Source organism: Shewanella sp. 10N.261.52.F9, from assembly GCF_041471165.1.
GTDB lineage: Bacteria > Pseudomonadota > Gammaproteobacteria > Enterobacterales > Shewanellaceae > Shewanella > Shewanella marinintestina.
Genome location: NZ_JBFRNX010000001.1, coordinates 265442 through 281372 on the forward strand (window position 1 = coordinate 265442; position 15931 = coordinate 281372).

At 43.1% G+C, this 15931-nt stretch carries 13 protein-coding genes; 4 read left to right on the forward strand and 9 right to left on the reverse strand.

From position 1 onward, the window contains the following. Nucleotides 1-6: 6 nt before the first annotated feature. From AB4298_RS01130 to AB4298_RS01140, 3 genes are all read right to left on the reverse strand, one after another. Complete coding sequence (locus AB4298_RS01130) at nucleotides 7-738, reverse strand: ABC transporter ATP-binding protein (protein ID WP_248998911.1); 732 nt, start codon at nucleotides 736-738, stop codon at nucleotides 7-9. Between the two features lie 85 nt (nucleotides 739-823). Further along, the gene (locus AB4298_RS01135) at nucleotides 824-1066 is read right to left on the reverse strand and encodes a hypothetical protein (protein WP_248998910.1); all 243 of its coding nucleotides are present in this window, start codon (nucleotides 1064-1066) and stop codon (nucleotides 824-826) included. Between the two features lie 19 nt (nucleotides 1067-1085). Beyond that, nucleotides 1086-2348: an efflux RND transporter periplasmic adaptor subunit gene (locus tag AB4298_RS01140; protein ID WP_371985468.1), complete on the reverse strand. Its 1263-nt coding sequence runs from the start codon at nucleotides 2346-2348 to the stop codon at nucleotides 1086-1088. Nucleotides 2349-2790: 442 nt separating this feature from the next. On the opposite strand from AB4298_RS01140, the gene AB4298_RS01145 reads away from it, so the two are divergent. Further along, nucleotides 2791-3948, forward strand: coding sequence for a porin (locus AB4298_RS01145; protein ID WP_371985469.1), 1158 nt, complete (start codon nucleotides 2791-2793; stop codon nucleotides 3946-3948). A 191-nt stretch (nucleotides 3949-4139) separates the two neighbouring features. Here the strand turns inward: AB4298_RS01145 and AB4298_RS01150 are convergent, their stop codons facing one another. Beyond that, nucleotides 4140-5666, reverse strand: a complete 1527-nt coding sequence (locus AB4298_RS01150; RefSeq protein ID WP_248998907.1) for a sigma-54-dependent Fis family transcriptional regulator — start codon at nucleotides 5664-5666, stop codon at nucleotides 4140-4142. Between the two features lie 1077 nt (nucleotides 5667-6743). Here AB4298_RS01150 and AB4298_RS01155 point away from each other — a divergent pair. From AB4298_RS01155 to AB4298_RS01165, 3 genes are all read left to right on the forward strand, one after another. Then, a complete protein-coding gene (locus AB4298_RS01155) occupies nucleotides 6744-8303 on the forward strand; it encodes a flavocytochrome c (protein WP_371985470.1) in 1560 nt (519 codons plus the stop codon). Nucleotides 8304-8338: 35 nt separating this feature from the next. Continuing rightward, nucleotides 8339-9988 carry an HAL/PAL/TAL family ammonia-lyase gene (locus AB4298_RS01160; RefSeq protein ID WP_371985576.1) on the forward strand — a complete coding sequence of 550 codons (1650 nt, stop codon included), beginning with the start codon at nucleotides 8339-8341 and terminating at the stop codon, nucleotides 9986-9988. Between the two features lie 167 nt (nucleotides 9989-10155). Then, nucleotides 10156-10536, forward strand: a complete 381-nt coding sequence (locus tag AB4298_RS01165) for a cytochrome c3 family protein (protein ID WP_371985471.1) — start codon at nucleotides 10156-10158, stop codon at nucleotides 10534-10536. Nucleotides 10537-10770: 234 nt separating this feature from the next. On the opposite strand, the gene AB4298_RS01170 is transcribed toward AB4298_RS01165, so the two are convergent. The 5 genes from AB4298_RS01170 to AB4298_RS01190 form a co-directional block, all read right to left on the reverse strand. After that, complete coding sequence (locus tag AB4298_RS01170; RefSeq protein WP_248998904.1) at nucleotides 10771-11154, reverse strand: MAPEG family protein; 384 nt, start codon at nucleotides 11152-11154, stop codon at nucleotides 10771-10773. Between the two features lie 155 nt (nucleotides 11155-11309). Further along, nucleotides 11310-11867 carry an HdeD family acid-resistance protein gene (locus tag AB4298_RS01175; RefSeq protein ID WP_248998903.1) on the reverse strand — a complete coding sequence of 186 codons (558 nt, stop codon included), beginning with the start codon at nucleotides 11865-11867 and terminating at the stop codon, nucleotides 11310-11312. A gap of 185 nt (nucleotides 11868-12052) precedes the next feature. Continuing rightward, nucleotides 12053-12904, reverse strand: a complete 852-nt coding sequence (locus tag AB4298_RS01180) for a cobalamin-binding protein (protein WP_527251180.1) — start codon at nucleotides 12902-12904, stop codon at nucleotides 12053-12055. 472 nt (nucleotides 12905-13376) lie between these two features. Continuing rightward, nucleotides 13377-13994, reverse strand: a complete 618-nt coding sequence (cobO, locus tag AB4298_RS01185) for a cob(I)yrinic acid a,c-diamide adenosyltransferase (RefSeq protein ID WP_248998901.1) — start codon at nucleotides 13992-13994, stop codon at nucleotides 13377-13379. A 329-nt stretch (nucleotides 13995-14323) separates the two neighbouring features. Then, nucleotides 14324-15883, reverse strand: coding sequence for a cobyric acid synthase (locus AB4298_RS01190; RefSeq protein WP_371985578.1), 1560 nt, complete (start codon nucleotides 15881-15883; stop codon nucleotides 14324-14326). Nucleotides 15884-15931: the final 48 nt, after the last annotated feature.

A 15931-nucleotide genomic window follows, 5' to 3' on the forward strand; every position in this document is an offset into this window, starting at 1 on the left:
AAACCATTAAGCCACTGACGCAGCATCGGCAATAGATTGGGCCTTTTGATCTGTCTGACCTGATTGATACATAGTGAAATCACATACCTGACCATCGACAATCTGGATATTGCGTTGGGCTCGGCGAGCAAGATCTGCATCATGAGTAACCATGATAATCGTCGTACCCGCTTTATTAATATCTTCCAACAACTCCATCACCTGGCGCGCCATTAAGCTGTCTAGGTTACCTGTTGGCTCATCGGCTAATAAGAAACGTGGTTCACCTGCCAGTGCCCTAGCAATTGCCACTCGCTGCTGCTGACCACCCGACAATTGAGTGGGTAAATGCTTCATCCTCGCCGCTAACCCTACCTGCTCAAGTGCGCGCTCCACACGTACCTTTCGCTCTTTTGCACTAAAGCCACGGTAACGCAATGGTACTTCAACGTTTTCAGCTAAATTAAGATCTGATATAAGGTTAAAGCCCTGAAAGATAAAGCCTATCTTCTCATTTCTAATCGCAGCACTCTTGTTATCACTCAAGTTGGAGATATTGACGCCATCAAGAAAATAATCGCCATGAGTAAAACCCTCAAGCAAGCCCGCAATGTTCAAAAAGGTTGTTTTACCTGAACCAGATGGCCCAGTTACGGCAACAAATTCACCTTCATTTACCTCTAAATTGAAATCCCGCAATGCATGAGTTTCTACTAAATCTGTTTTAAATACTTTGCTGATATTTTTCATTGATAACATGGTTAATATTCCCTTAATTCTGTCTATCCAATCTGGTATAAAATGGCTAATGCTTGTGTGAGTTGTATCTTTTAACGCCGAAGCATTACTGATTAATAGCTGCTAATAAGCATTCGACGGCTTTAATAATTAACTGCTGAACATCAAAGTTCGATACATCTGATACCTTGCCTGAGATCACGGGCACCTCGCTGCCAATCTCAATCAAATTCAAACCGATAAACATCCAATCTCCGGCTCTATCGGTGGAAACCTGTACCGCGACTACCAGCAGCATAAGTACTGCTGCGGTAATAAGTTGCTGTTTGTTGAGTCTGTTCCTAATCATCGTCTAATCCCTTATCTGACTAACGAACTAATACTTGTTCGGCTTTTTTAAAAGGCTCAATGCTTGAGGTCACCCAAACATCACCAACCTGCCCGCCTTGAATAACTTCAATGTGACTCATACTGCGTGCACCTAGCTGAATTGTGGTTTGCTCGGCAATATCATCATGCATCACATACACTTGCTGACCACCGCCACTGGTGACAAACGCGCCGCGTTTTACCATCAACACGTTAGGGCGGTGTTCGAGTAATACTCTTGCTGACAAACGCTGATTCTGACGTAGTTGCAGTGTGTCGTTTTGTTCAAAACGCACTCTTGCGGTGACTTCGCGATTACGCACCTCAGGAGAAATAGACGATAACTCCCCCATTACCGTCATAGAGCCAAAGCTCAGCTCTACAGCCATGCCTATGCCTAATTCATCGGCGTAAGACTCTGGTACAGCTAACTCAGCTTCAAAAGCACTTAAATCAACAACGGTGAGAATCGGCTGACTTTGACCAATTCGCGCCTTTTGCTCAGTTAACCAATTACCGATAATGCCTCCGACAGGGGCTTTGATATTCAGTGCCGCCACTTGACGTTCTAACTCTTTAACCACTAATGCCTGACGATCGACTTCTAGAGCAGTATTTTTAAGCTCGAAGGTTAAGGTGTCTTTCATCAGCTGCGCTTCTTGGCCTGCATGAGCAAATAGCAATTTGGCTTTATGTAAATCATCCTTACTCTTTTCAAAATCAATTTTACTAATCAGCTTTGACTCAATCAGTTGATCACCACGACGGCTTTCACGATCAGCGGCCTCTAAATCGACTTTAGCCATATCTAGAGTTTGCTGCGCTTTAAGTTGCTGGCGACGCGCTTCTAAGCGAGCACGTTCTAATGAGCTTTTCATTCCCTCGAGTAGGGCTTGTTGCTGCTTAAGACTGTTAGTGAGCTTATGACTTTCAATGCTGGCAACCACATCACCTTGCTGTACAGTGTCGCCGGGGTTAGCGATTAAGGTCACAGAGCCTTGCTCAGGGCTATACAGGACTGGTGCATTGGCAGCAACAATCTTGCCAGTAGTGGGAATATCGCGAACTAAAGTGCCTCGCTCTAGAGTGGCAAACCTCAGCTCAGAACGTTTGATTGAAGTGGCGACTGAATCGCTATCCATGCTTGACCAAACCAGACCAGAAACAAGCAATGCTGCAATACCAAACATTGCTGGGCGCTTAAACTTGCTCGCCTTACTTTGTTGCTTGATGGTGTCTTGTCCGCTGGTATCCTGAATCATCTTCTTTCCCTAAAGTGTCCGTTCTAAGCATTCATAGCTTTCGATAGGTCTATTAATACAATCCCTGTGCCAAAAACAATAAATAGCTAATAAACATAAGCTTAATTAAAAGATGTAAAGACTAATCCACTAAAAAGTGTCCGCGGACACTCATTAAATGTGTCCGCTTTAGCGCTTAGATGTCCGCAGTTAAAAAAAGTGTCCACCTAAGCCGTACAGCCTGCTTTTGGCTTCCCGCTCTGAGTTACAACGATATTTCACCCGCAACACGATATTTAACGATCCACTTTGACGATATTTCGTGGTTCGTCGATCTTGCTCCAATTTATCCCTTTCAAATCCCCTGTTTACCAGCTTGGCACGCTAGCTGCTCTTCTATAGGAAATTAAAAAAATCTAGAAGCTAATTTGCTTTAGCAAAATAAAAATATAGGGAAAATGATATGAACAAGAAACTGTTAGCACTGCTAATTCCATCCATCCTGATGGCAAGTTCGGCACAAGCTGCTGAGATTTATAACGACCAAACTAACAGCATTAATATGATGGGGTGGCTGGGCTTTGCTGCTATCAACGACACTCACGACACCGCAGTTGTTGATAATTTCTCACGCGTTGGTTTTCGCTTTGACCGCCAAGAGAAAAACGGCTGGCGCAGTTTCGCTCATACAGAGTGGGGCATAAACATGGTCACCAGTGACGACTCACTAAACTATACCGGCGGCCAGCTGGGTGCAGAGAAAAACTCTGACTTTCTATTCAACCGTTTAGGCTATGTCGGGTTAGCGAATGACAAATGGGGTAGCTTAACGTTTGGTAAGCAATGGGGAGCCTATTACGACGTAGCCTATACCACCGACGTACTCAACGTTTACACAGGTTATTCTGTTGGTGCTTATACCTTCGGTGACGGCGGACTAACCGGTGCAGGCCGTGCAGATTCAGCCTTCATTTACCGTAACTCATTTGGTGATTTGAGCTTTGCAGTGCAATATGCAGCAAAACAAAATGGCGACGTAGCACTGTTTGATAAAGACGGTATGGCTATAAACGACGGCTCACATATTGATTTTGACACCAGCTATGGTGCGAGCATGACTTATCAGATTACCGATAAATTTAAAGTACTAGCGGGGATCAACCGTGGTGACTTTAAAGGTGAACTAGCAGGTGAGAAGGTTGACGATACTAACGAAATCATCGGCATCGGTGCACAATATGGCTCATTCTACCAATATGCCCCTAATCGCGATGCAGATGGCTTCTATGTTGGTTTTAACGCCCATAAGAGTAAACAAAATGAGCTAGTTGGTGGAGAGTTATATGACTCAACTGGCGGCGAATTCTTAATTGCTTATCAATATGAAAATGGTTTTGTACCCAGCTTCTTGCTTTCTTACCAAGATCTAGACACTGATGCATCGACTGAAATCCAAGGTGATTGGACACGCCAGTTTGCTGTTGTCGGCCTTCACTATCGTTACAGCAATGACACCATCATGTTTGCAGAAGCGAAAATAGACTTCAGTGAGATGGATGATAAGAACTACGAAGACCTACAAGACAACAGCTACTCTGTTGGTATTCGTTACTTCTTCTAATTAGCACAATGACTCAAACGCGCTCCCCCTTTATTGCGCGTTCTGAGTCATAAACGTTTGAGTCATGATCCAAAAGCCATTGAGTCCTCATCATTCTCAATGCCCCGGGATCAAAAGTTCCCTGCAATAAAAAAACACTTCCTTGGAAGTGTTTTTTTATTGCACTATCAATTGCTCAAAGACAGTGGCAACTAACATAAACCGAGTTTTTTCATTTTACTCTTTAATGTATTGGGATTGATATCCAATAACTCTGCGGCACCGCCTGGGCCATAAAGTTTACCGCCAGTGATCCGTAAAGCATGATTAATATACTTACTAATCATGGTTTCTAGTGGCACCAGTTTATCGCTAGCATGACTCGGATCGACAATAATTGTTTGGCCACTTTGCGTCGGGACTTCCTCTTTAACCGCTGCGCTCAACAGATCAAAGCTAAGCGGGCCTCTAGGGTTCTGAATAATTGCCCGTTCAAGTACATTAATTAACTCACGCACATTACCTGGCCAACCATAATTATTTAAAATACTTAGCTGCTCAGGCATTATTCTCGGCAATGCATCTAAGTTAAACTTGGCAGCTAGCATTTCGATAAAATGCTGAACTAAAAGTGGAATATCACTTCTTCGCTGACGTAACGATGGAATATCAATAGGAAATACCGCTAAACGATACCAAAGGTCTTCACGAAAGGTTTTTTCATGCACCATAGCCTGCAAGTTTCTATGAGTTGCAGCAATCACACGAATATCTAGATCAACATTTTCAAAGCCACCAACACGTGTGATAGAGCTATTTTGCAACACTCGCAATAACCGTACCTGTGCAGATAAAGGCAGTTCTCCTATTTCATCTAAAAAAATAGTACCGCCATTGGCTTGCTCAAAGTAACCTGCTTTACGGGTTTCAGCCCCTGTAAAAGCGCCTTTTTCATAACCAAAAAGCTCAGAGTCAATCAAAGTGTCGGGGATAGCCCCACAATTAACCTTAATAAATGGTTTGCCTGCACGATTAGATTTCGCATGAATCGCATTGGCTATAACTTCTTTACCGCACCCCGTCTCACCTTGCATTAATACACTGGTATTTAATGCTGCAATGGCATCAACTTGTACCATCACTTTTTTCAAGCCACCTTCGGCGCCAACAACACCATCCGGCGCAAACATACCTCGCTTGAGGTTATCATTTTCTTGGCTTAATACTTGGTTAGCTCTGAGCAAGTTTCGTCCACGCAAATTAAAGGCAGTGATCAATGAAAAGGTATCTTTATGGGGCTCAATCAAATCGGCATGTCGCGGCTTAAACTGTCCCGGTTTTTTAGCATAGAAACCAACAACTCCTAGATGAGTATTATCACTAACCATACGCAGTAAAATCACCGATGCGATTTCAGGGATCACCTGTGGAGCAACAAAGCTGGTGACTTTATCAAGATGAATGTCGTTGATAATTCGCATAACAGGTCGATCATTTTCCTGCAATACCGCCTCCATTTCTGGAGAGATTTTGACTTGCTTATCAAGCGCTACAACCTGATGTTGATTTACATGAGCCAAAAATTGAATATCACCATGCTCAGGACGATAAATATTAAGAAAAATGCCATCGATCGGTAAATGTTGCTTAACGAAATCATAGTAACTTTCTAACGCCACCTCGAGTGACAAGCTACTACATAAACAATGCGTCGCCTGATAATAAAATTGCTCTTTCATTTGAGTCTCGAGTTAACCACGAAGTTTCGTGATGGTAGTGCATTGTATTTAGTGAGTCTGTGTCCCTGTTCATAAAACATTGTAAACAACGCCTACTTTCCCCCTACAAATTATTATTATTTGATGTTCACCAAGCTTTTATTAATTTACCCCTCACTTGTAACATCAAAAGAGCATTAAATATGTGAAGCATGCAGTGATTAATTTAAACATGTGAATCATTTATAAATAATCCAATAATTGTGACCTGCACACATAAAAATCAAAGATAAAAAAACGACAAACCTAACCCGTTATTACATAGACTTTATAAAATATAAACCAAAGCTCACAAAACACTATTTACAGCATAATAAAAAATTCTATTCCGCCTTAATATAACTTAAGCGAAGCTCAATATTGTTTTTGCTTAACAATTAGGCACAGTGCAGTATTGTCGACGAGTTAGTAACTGTAATCGATAAAATTAGATCGATATGTACTTTTAAAGCGAGTAGAGCTAAGCCAAAAATAATAACAAACGTCAATAAGCAAGCTAACTTAGCGTTATAAAACCAATAAATATATAGACATATAATCCGGAGCAGTATATTGAGGTTTCACTGATGATTAACCGTTATAGAAGCCACTCACGACAAACAAACCCGCTAATATTTGAGCAAGGCTTCCTGTTTGGGTATGACTAATTATGGGAATGTTTATCTAATAGTTGTTTATCACAATTGAAAAACCATAAAAATATATAAACAATCTTTAAAGATATGGTAAGAAGCTAACAACTAATATTAGCAATAATGATTATTAAAATAAAAACTACTAATCAATTTATTATTGATTATCGTTAAATATCTATTATCGGCATTCGATTTAAATTTGACATATCGGTGATATCTCGGGGTGACCACGAAATATCAAGGTCTCACACCATGATATTTCGTGGTTTGATGATTCGGTTCATAAATCCCTAGTAATAAAGTATTAATTCACGAGTTGGCATAGTCGCTGCAACTTTAACTGTATTACATCAAGCACTAATAGCTCTGATAGACAATTAAAATACAGATAGGGAAGAGAGAGATGAACGAGAAAGAATTGGTAAGTCTTGGCAGACGCCAACTACTTAAAGGTGGTGCAGCTATGGCGGTTGCAGGCTTAGGTAGCACTGTCGCCTTATCAGCAAATGCCGCTTGTGTACCACAAGCTGATGCCAAGTTTGATGAAGTTGTTGATGTTATTGTTGTTGGTAGTGGCTTTGCGGGTATGTCGGCGGCACTACAAGCTAGAGAAAATGGCTCAAGCGTTATGGTTATCGATAAGATGCCTGTATTTGGCGGCAACTCAACCATTAATGGCGGCGCAATGGCTGTTGCTGGCTCTCCCCTGCAAAAACAAGAAGGTATCGAAGACTCTGTTGATGTAATGGTTGCCGATATGCTGGAATCTGGCCGTGGCATGAACGATATAGAAATGCTTAAGCTAGTATGCAATGGCACAGCAGAATCTTGTGAATGGCTGATTGATCACGGTGTTCAATGGAAACCTTTTGTACAGCACTTTGGTGGTCACTCTATTCCTCGCGTACTGCAAACCGTACAAAGCTCTGGCGCCGGTATCATTCGCCCGCTCATTAAAGTTGCCAAAAAGAACAACATCGATATGCGCAACCAAGCCAAGCTTGAAGGCTTTATTAAAGACGAAAACGGCCGCGTAATTGGCGTCGATGTACGTCAAGGCTATTACTTCCCGAAAGAACGCACAGGCAAGATGGTTAAGATTGGCGCCCGCAAAGGCGTAATTATGGCAACGGGTGGCTTTGGCAACGATATTGAATATCGTCAAATGCAGCAACCTGAATACACCAACCAATTAGATTCAACTAACCACGCGGGTGCAACGTCTGAAGCCCTAAAGCAAATGATGTTACTCGGTGCTAACCCAATTCACTTAGATCAAATTCAATTAGGCCCTTGGGCATCACCTGATGAAAAAGGCTTTGGTACTGCATCTCAGTTCAACACTATTGCGACCTACCCAAGCGGTATTGTCGTTGATGTGCGTACTGGCGAGCGTTTCTTTAACGAACTTGCAGACCGTAAAGCGCGTGCCGATGCCATCATGACTCGCCGCGATACAGAAGGTAACCCTGTTTACCCAATCGGCTTTACTAATGCTGAGGGTGCAAAAGATGCACAAACTCTAGATTGGGGTTTGAAATACAACGTCATTAAGAAAGCTGACACCCTAGAAGAACTCGCAAAAATCTACAACATGCCAGCAAAAGCACTTAAAGATCAGGTTGCTCGCTGGAATGAATCTGTCACTAACGGCAACGACTCTGAATTTGGTCGTCCAATGCAAAAGGCCATGTTACTTGATAAAGGCCCTTGGTATGGCGTGCGTATGTGGCCAAAAGTCCACTACTGCATGGGCGGCGTAAAGGTCAACACTGCATCAGAAGTACTTCACCTTGTGACCAATAAACCAATTCCAGGACTATACGCAGCCGGTGAAGCCACTGGCGGTATTCACGGTGCAAGTCGTTTAGGTGCATGTGCTGTGGCAGAAGGGGTTGTAACCGGTCGAAATGCTGGTCGTCACTGCGCTGAAAACCAGAGCGTAACTCTAAAACTTGCTTAGTAAGTCGCTACTAAATTTTAAAAATTATAGGAATGATGAATATGAAAACGACTAAAAATGTTGCTTTAACGACACTCGCATTAGCACTGACTGCCGGCCAAGTAATGGCAGCCGACACAGTTGTACTAGACGGTAAAAACTTAACTCAAGATCAAGCTTGGGAAATCGCTGATGGCGCTGAAGTTAAAATCGCGGCTCAGTCAGCAACTGCACTGGTAAAGTCTCACGAACTACTGATGGAAGCTGCCCGTTTAGGCAAACCAGTATACGGTCTAACGGTAGGTGTGGGTTTAAACAAAGACCACAAACTATTCGATGCCAACGGCGAGCTAAGCCCTGAAGTAATGAAGGCGTCAAAGTCTTTCAACTACAGCACATTACGCGCTCACAGCGCGGGTGTTGGCGAAGCTATGCCTGTTAGCTTAACTCGCGTAGCCTTAGCGGTACGTTTAAACACCATTTTATCTGGCCACACGGGTGTTCAACCTTATGTAGCCGAGCTTTACCAAGCTTATTTGAATAACGATATTACGCCAATTATTCCATCTAAAGGTACTGTGGGCGAAGCTGATATTTTGCTTTCATCTCATGTGGGTCTGGCAATGATCGGTGAATGGGATGTGATCTACAAAGGCGAACGCATGAGCAGCGCCGTCGCGATGAAAAAAGCTGGTATTAAAGCCCTAGACCCAGTGGGTAAAGATGCCCTGTCTATTTTATCAAATAACTCAGTAGGCGTAGCGTATGCGATGCAAGGCTACCGCGATGCTAAACATCTTTTAGCAGTGTCTCCAGCGGTATTTAGCCTAAGCCTTGAAGGCTTAAACGGTAATGTTTCGCCATTTTTACCACAGACTAATGATATTCGTCCTTTCCCATTCCTAAAACAAGCGACTAGTGAGATCCGTAACGACTTAATGGGCAGCTATTTATGGGATGCAAACCCTGAGCGTCCACTACAAGATCCGCTAAGCTACCGTACCACAGCCTACACTTTTGCTAGCGCTTACAAGGCACTAGCCGATCTTGACCAAGTGATTGATATCCAAATCAACCACTCTGACGACAACCCTGGCGTTATCGTAGGTGCAGGGGTTGATTACGGTAATAACTCTCAAGTATCTAAGTACTTAGTTGAAGGTAAAGGCGGTGTATTCCCAACAACTAACTTTGAACCACTACCTGTTGCACTTGCAGTACAGCAGTTAGCCATTGCGCTAACTCACGTATCACACAACAGTGCTATGCGTACTATCCACTTGTCTGATGACCACTTTACGCGTCTACCACGCTTCTTAAGCGCACCGGGTAACAATGGCCACGCATTTGGTGCGATTCAAAAAACATTTGTTGATATGCAAGTACGTAACAAAGCACTAGCGAACCCAGTCTCGTTCGACGGTATTGCGATTGCAGGTAACATTGAAGATACCTTCACTAATCTAAAGCTTGCTTCAGACAGACTAATTCAGATCGTTGATAACACAAACGTTATGTACGGTCTTGAGCTAATGCACTCAACTCAAGCAATCGATTTGCGCAAACTTGCAAACAAAAACTTGAAACAAGGTGAAACAACAAAAGCCATGTATGAAGCATTCCGTAAGCAAGTGCCATTTGTATCGGTAGACCGTCCGTTCACCCCTGATATTGAGGCATCAAAAGCATTTATCGCACAGTACTAAGACCTTTTAATCTTAAAGCGAGTTACCTATTTGCACTTGCTTGGCGTTATCAATACCGCTCCCTTTGATAACGCCCAGCAACGCGCAATGAGCCAAGATTAGCTCGCAAGCGAATGACGCATTGATGTTATAAAAGTAATTGGGCAACCGCCCGGAAAGGAAAAAAGATGTTAAAAGTATTTTCGACTATTTGCATGCTAATGTTGATGGCCATCCCGAATGCTAACGCCATGAAAATTAAAGACTATCACCAAGAAATCATGACAGGTGATAACGGCAAGATAGAATGTAGCGCGTGTCACGGCGATGCAAAGCGTAAAACCATACCAGACGCTAGCGCTTGTGAAAGCTGTCATGGGACGCCTGAAGATATAGCAGAGCTAACCAAGCGCCCTGCAGATGCAGGTCATGACGTAGAGCCTAATCCACATGATAGCCTACATTACGGTACCGACTTACCTTGTACTTATTGTCATGTTGAGCATAAGGAAAGCAAAGTTTACTGTAACCAATGCCATGAGTTTGAATACCCAAATATGAAGCGATAAGTTCTAGCGCCAAATAAAGCTGAGATGGTTGAGAGTCGAATAAACAAAGACGGATAAGAACGGGTTAAAGCAAAGACGAACGGTCTACGACCTGACACAAAAGCTATAACCTTCCACTCTTTTCCGTCTTTTCCAACTCTTTTGCCTCAGCTTGTACCATCTTTGCTTCTATCGTCTTAGCTCTTCCTAGAACCGGTTTTTCCTAGGTTCTTCTTTTAAAACTAGAATCTTCTTTTAAACCGCCTGAAAAAATACCGTGAATGAAGCAAAAATAGCCACAAACCAAGATAGAGAACGCAGTGTACCTTTATCCATCAAATATAAAAGTTGATAAGCAATGCGTGCTACCACATGTACAATTGCCGCGGTTTCAGCCAAGGCATTTACTTTCCCAGCCGCAATAACCACCACCACAGACAAACCAAAAATAAGCAACGACTCAAAAGAGTTTTGGTGACCTGCTACCGCGCGAGCACCGAAGCCAGTCAGCTTTGCTTGCTGATCTCGAGGGTGATTATTGTCGTATCCGCCAAGTTTGGCCATCGCCACAGCAACGGGGCCCTTGGCGGCATAAGGTAACAACATAGCGATAAACAAGCAGATGAGTAGCGTAGTCATGATCAAGTCCTTTTATTATTGATATTATTTGGAATGAGTAAGTTGAAAACCTTGTGCCAACAAAGCTATTTAAGTCATCACTTAAACATGAAAAGGCGCAACAGGTAAAGTATCTGTTACGCCAAGTAAATATAACTACGGTTAAATTATCTCGATTATTTAACGATAGCCTTCTTCATCTGCATACCGATAAAAATAAAGCTAATCCCCTCAAATAGAAATGAGACACCAATAAACACACCCAAAATAGATAATGAAAATTCGGGATTGCCCATTAAAGAAAAGAAGTAAACCGCAATCGCAGTCGAAACTAAACCACTAACCACAATCCAGCGCCATCCCGCTAAGTTATTACGGCTATTAAAACCAAAGAACATTCGTGTCACGCCATTAAACAACATAATAGTTATCATCATTACCGTAATGGTAAACAAGCCGACATAAGGCTCAGCGATGATCATGATGCCGCCAATCAGGTAAAACAGTGCGCTGATGACATACCAAAAGCTGGATTTCCACTTTGGAATGCTAAAGATGTGATACAACTGAACTACCCCCAACACTAGAAAGATAGCGCCGATTATCGCGGTAATAGTAACGCCTACAGCCACAGGTAAGCTAATAGCAAAAATGCCACCAAGCGCCACTACAGCTCCAACCATCACAAACCACTTCCAACCTTTACTCAGCATCGTATTTACAGGATTATCCATTCGCCTTCAGCCCGTTGTTTGCCTATTACAGCTCTAAGTATTGGTCAACATTAGATATATAACTAGGTAGAGCAGATTATTTTGAAGTAAGTACCACAGTTATTTTTGGCAATTATGAAGTTTATTGAAAAGATTCATGACGCAAAAAGCCTGCAATCAACAGGCTTTGCGTCTAGATAAAAGTGTTATCGCGCTTTATCTAAGGCGTCACACAATGCTTCGACACCTAGCAAGGCTCTTGGTGCAGCACGATGTAATAAATCAGCATTTAGCTGATAAATATGCTGATTTTTAACCGCTGGGATCTCTGCCCATTGGCTCCAATCCACGCCGATAATATTACCTTCATCTTGGCTCTGCAATATCACCTCTGGTAGCTTTAACAATATGGTTTCTAAACTGACATGTGGGTAATCACTGGCAGAATCAACAAACACATTGTCACCATGGCAAACACTAATAATCTGTTGGATCCAGCTGTTTTTCGCTACTGTCATTAATGGCGTAGACCACAGCTGATAAAAGACTTTTACTTCTGCTTTCGCAAAATTATCACTGCGTAGCTTAGCTAACTTAACGCGGTAATCATCAGCAACTTGCTTTGCTTGAGCTTGATGTCCTGTAAGCTCACCAAGTGACTCTAACTCATCAGCAACCGCCTCAAGAGTATCAGGATTACTATCAAACACTTTAAAGCCAAGTTCTTTTATTCGCGTAATATCTTCAGCCTTATTGCCACTCGCCCACACAACCACAAGATCAGGGTTTAACTCTAAAATACGCTCAATCTGCACCCCGTGATAACCACCAATACGCGGAATATCAAGCGCTGCTTCAGGAAAGTCTGCATATTCAGTCGTCGCCACAATTGAGTCACCCGCACCAATGGCATAAAGCATCTCAACCGAGTGTGGCGAAAGCGCAACGATCCGCTTAGCAGGCGCTTCAACAGCAGAGGCAGATACAGATACAGATACAGATACAGATACAGAGATAAACAGGCTCAACGCCAGTAGTAACTTACACAAGATGTTCATAAAATCCTTTTTAGATGAGCTGCAATTAGCAGCGATACTTCGTAGCACTCGAGCTTATGGCAAAGCCGTCAAATTTATCTAAAATGGCTAGCCCACAAGCATACGTCTCTTTCTAAGAGCCGGTTGATTAGGTGAGCTATTATCTAAACTCAATATTGAAGACAATAACGCCACAACAAACAAGGCGAAGAAAGCAATTTCAAACTGATCGCTTTTGTAGCTAAGCCGTCAAGCTTTTCCAAAAACACCCAGCTCCTGAGCATACGACTCTTTCTAAGAGCCGCTTGATTGGTTTAACTATTATCTAAACAACGCCAAAAGCACACTCCCTAGCTAACCATCATGGATATTTCACAGCATTCGAAGTTGTGGCTAAGCCGTCAAATTTTTCCAGCTCCTGAGCATATGCTTTATATGTGATGGAGTGGAAAAATGCAGACAATAACGCCACAACAAAGAAGGCGAAGAAAGATCAGTAGTCGAAGCCCGGCTGGGCTTTAATGCCTGCCTCAAACGCATGTTTGATTGGCTGCACCTCGCTCACCGTATCCGCAAGCTCCACGATAGCCCTATGGCAAGCTCTTCCCGTTACTATCACATGCTGCATTGGTGGGCGCTTCTTTAACGCTTCAATCACTCGCTCTACTTCTAGATAGTGGTAGCTGACCATATAGGTGAGCTCATCTAGCATAACTAAATCAATAGTTTCATCTTGTAGCAGTTTCTCAGTCGCTTCCCAAGCTTTTACTGCGGCAGCAGTATCTTTTTCGCGGTCTTGGGTTTCCCAGGTAAAGCCGGTACCCATGACATGGAACTCAACGCCGGCACCTTCAAGCAACGTGCGCTCACCACAGTCCCAGTTACCTTTAATAAACTGTACCACAGCCGCCTTTTTACCATGGCCCACTGCACGGGCTACCGTACCAAATCCAGAGGTAGATTTACCTTTACCGTTACCGGTTAATACCAGCAAAATCCCCTTTTCTTCTTGAGCACGGGCGATCTTGGCATCTACGCCCTCTTTGATCCGCTGCTGACGCGCTTTATGGCGCTCTGCTTTGGCTGCTTCTGCCGACTTATTATCTGCCATATTCCATTCCTATTTTATCCCTTAAACACCAATTCTACTTTTCAAAATCATTTCTAAATGCTCAACATTCAACCGTCTAAAGCAATACTTAGCTGCAACTAAAACGCCTTTAATTTTTACTGTTAAAAATATAGAACAAACTCAGAGCTGGTGAGGGTTTAACCAAGTCTAATTATGATGTCCGCACGCCATATTTTAATCGTTCAGTTAGCACACAACCAACGTTTAACTTTCAAGCAAAAAGATGGCTTTTACACCATTTAGCACCTTTATCTTCTTTAAGCCCTATAAATACATTTTTCGTTTAGGCACGATTAAATATTGCTAGGTTAATGTGGATCCCAGATCTGATCGAGTCGATCAAGATCTAAATGCTGTTCTAATACATCTGCTAACCTATTTAACTGTTGCTCGCGCACTTGGTTTACATCGACAACTTCCGCGTTTTGCATTCCCGCCCACTTCAAGATCAACTGGCATGCCGCTGGCGAGTCAAATAAGCCGTGCACATAGGTACCCAATATTTGACCATCGCTAGATAGCATCCCCTCAGGCGCGGTCGACGCTTGTTGATTATCTGCACTTGGTTCTATTGTTGAGCCAGCCTCTTGTTCTGAATCGTTTTTAGCCCGTAACAGCAAAGGCTGAGTCAATGGCATTAACGAGCGAGAACGTCCGCAGTGGATCTCATAACCCGCCACGGCTGCATTTTCATCAATAAGATGTAAACTCCCCTCAACTTGCTGCAAAATTTTATGATGCGTCAGCTCAGTCGCTAGGGGTAGCAGACCTAAACCTTCACTATTGCCAGGTGTATCTTCAACGCCTTGAGGATCATCAATAATCATCCCCAGCATCTGGTAACCGCCACAGATCCCCAACACTTTACCGCCATAACGCAGGTGCTTTTCAATTGCACTATCCCAGCCTTGCTGACGAATAAAATCGAGATCGGCGCGTACATTTTTACTGCCCGGAATAATGATTAAATCCGCTTGTGGAAGCGTGTTAGCGCCTCTATTTGAGTTCTGTGCTTGCGTTTGCAATGACACATAATTGAAATCGATTTGTGGGTGTAATCTTAGTGGATCAAAGTCGGTATGATTACTAATACGTGGCAGCACTAATACTAAGACTTTAAGTTTAGTATCTGAGGATTTATCAGGCGCAGCGATTAACGCGTCTTCGGCATCTAGGTGCAGGTCGTGCAAATAAGGTAACACGCCTAATACTGGCTTTTGAGTGTAGTCTTCTAACCAATCTAATCCGCCTTGTAATAAGCTAATATCGCCGCGAAAACGATTAATCACAAAACCTTTAACTCGCGCTTGTTCAGACTCGCTTAGCAGTGCAAGCGTTCCCACCAAATGGGCAAACACGCCACCTTTGTCGATATCAGCAATGATGATAACTGGGCAATCAACTTCTTCGGCAAAGCCCATATTGGCAATATCGCCTTCACGCAGATTAATTTCAGCAGGGCTACCAGCACCTTCAACCATTAGCATGTCGTAATCAGTAACCAATCGGTTATACGACTGTTTTACTGCCGCCATAGCTTTAACCCGATAACCATTGGCGTTTTTACCAAAGTAATCTTCCGCTTCCATCTTCATCAAAGCTTTGCCGTGCACGATGACTTGCGAGCCAGTGTCTGAGCTAGGTTTTAATAGAATTGGATTAAAGTCGATTTGTGGTTCTAGCTTACAAGCAACTGCTTGCAAGGCCTGTGCACGCCCAATCTCGCCACCATCTATTGTTACCGCGCTATTGAGCGCCATATTTTGTGGCTTAAACGGCGCAACGTTGACGCCTTGCCTAACAAACATGCGGCATAGACCTGCAACTAAGGTGCTTTTACCTGCATCGGAAGTGGTGCCTTGTACCATGAGCACTTTGCATTCTGGTTTGGCTTTATTGTTATCTGTTACTGCCAC

What these genes read in the sequence shown, in the direction of transcription:
- AB4298_RS01165 (WP_371985471.1), top strand. Translation starts at nt 10,156, where the DNA reads ATGTTAAAAGTATTTTCGACTATTTGCATGCTAATGTTGATGGCCATC.
- AB4298_RS01190 (WP_371985578.1), bottom strand. Translation starts at nt 15,883, where the DNA reads ATGGTACAAGGCACCACTTCCGATGCAGGTAAAAGCACCTTAGTTGCA.
- AB4298_RS01160 (WP_371985576.1), top strand. Translation starts at nt 8,339, where the DNA reads ATGAATATGAAAACGACTAAAAATGTTGCTTTAACGACACTCGCATTA.
- AB4298_RS01180 (WP_527251180.1), bottom strand. Translation starts at nt 12,904, where the DNA reads ATGAACATCTTGTGTAAGTTACTACTGGCGTTGAGCCTGTTTATCTCT.
- AB4298_RS01130 (WP_248998911.1), bottom strand. Translation starts at nt 738, where the DNA reads ATGTTATCAATGAAAAATATCAGCAAAGTATTTAAAACAGATTTAGTA.
- AB4298_RS01145 (WP_371985469.1), top strand. Translation starts at nt 2,791, where the DNA reads ATGAACAAGAAACTGTTAGCACTGCTAATTCCATCCATCCTGATGGCA.
- AB4298_RS01155 (WP_371985470.1), top strand. Translation starts at nt 6,744, where the DNA reads ATGAACGAGAAAGAATTGGTAAGTCTTGGCAGACGCCAACTACTTAAA.
- AB4298_RS01150 (WP_248998907.1), bottom strand. Translation starts at nt 5,666, where the DNA reads ATGAAAGAGCAATTTTATTATCAGGCGACGCATTGTTTATGTAGTAGC.
- cobO (WP_248998901.1), bottom strand. Translation starts at nt 13,994, where the DNA reads ATGGCAGATAATAAGTCGGCAGAAGCAGCCAAAGCAGAGCGCCATAAA.
- AB4298_RS01175 (WP_248998903.1), bottom strand. Translation starts at nt 11,867, where the DNA reads ATGGATAATCCTGTAAATACGATGCTGAGTAAAGGTTGGAAGTGGTTT.
- AB4298_RS01170 (WP_248998904.1), bottom strand. Translation starts at nt 11,154, where the DNA reads ATGACTACGCTACTCATCTGCTTGTTTATCGCTATGTTGTTACCTTAT.
- AB4298_RS01140 (WP_371985468.1), bottom strand. Translation starts at nt 2,348, where the DNA reads ATGATTCAGGATACCAGCGGACAAGACACCATCAAGCAACAAAGTAAG.
- AB4298_RS01135 (WP_248998910.1), bottom strand. Translation starts at nt 1,066, where the DNA reads ATGATTAGGAACAGACTCAACAAACAGCAACTTATTACCGCAGCAGTA.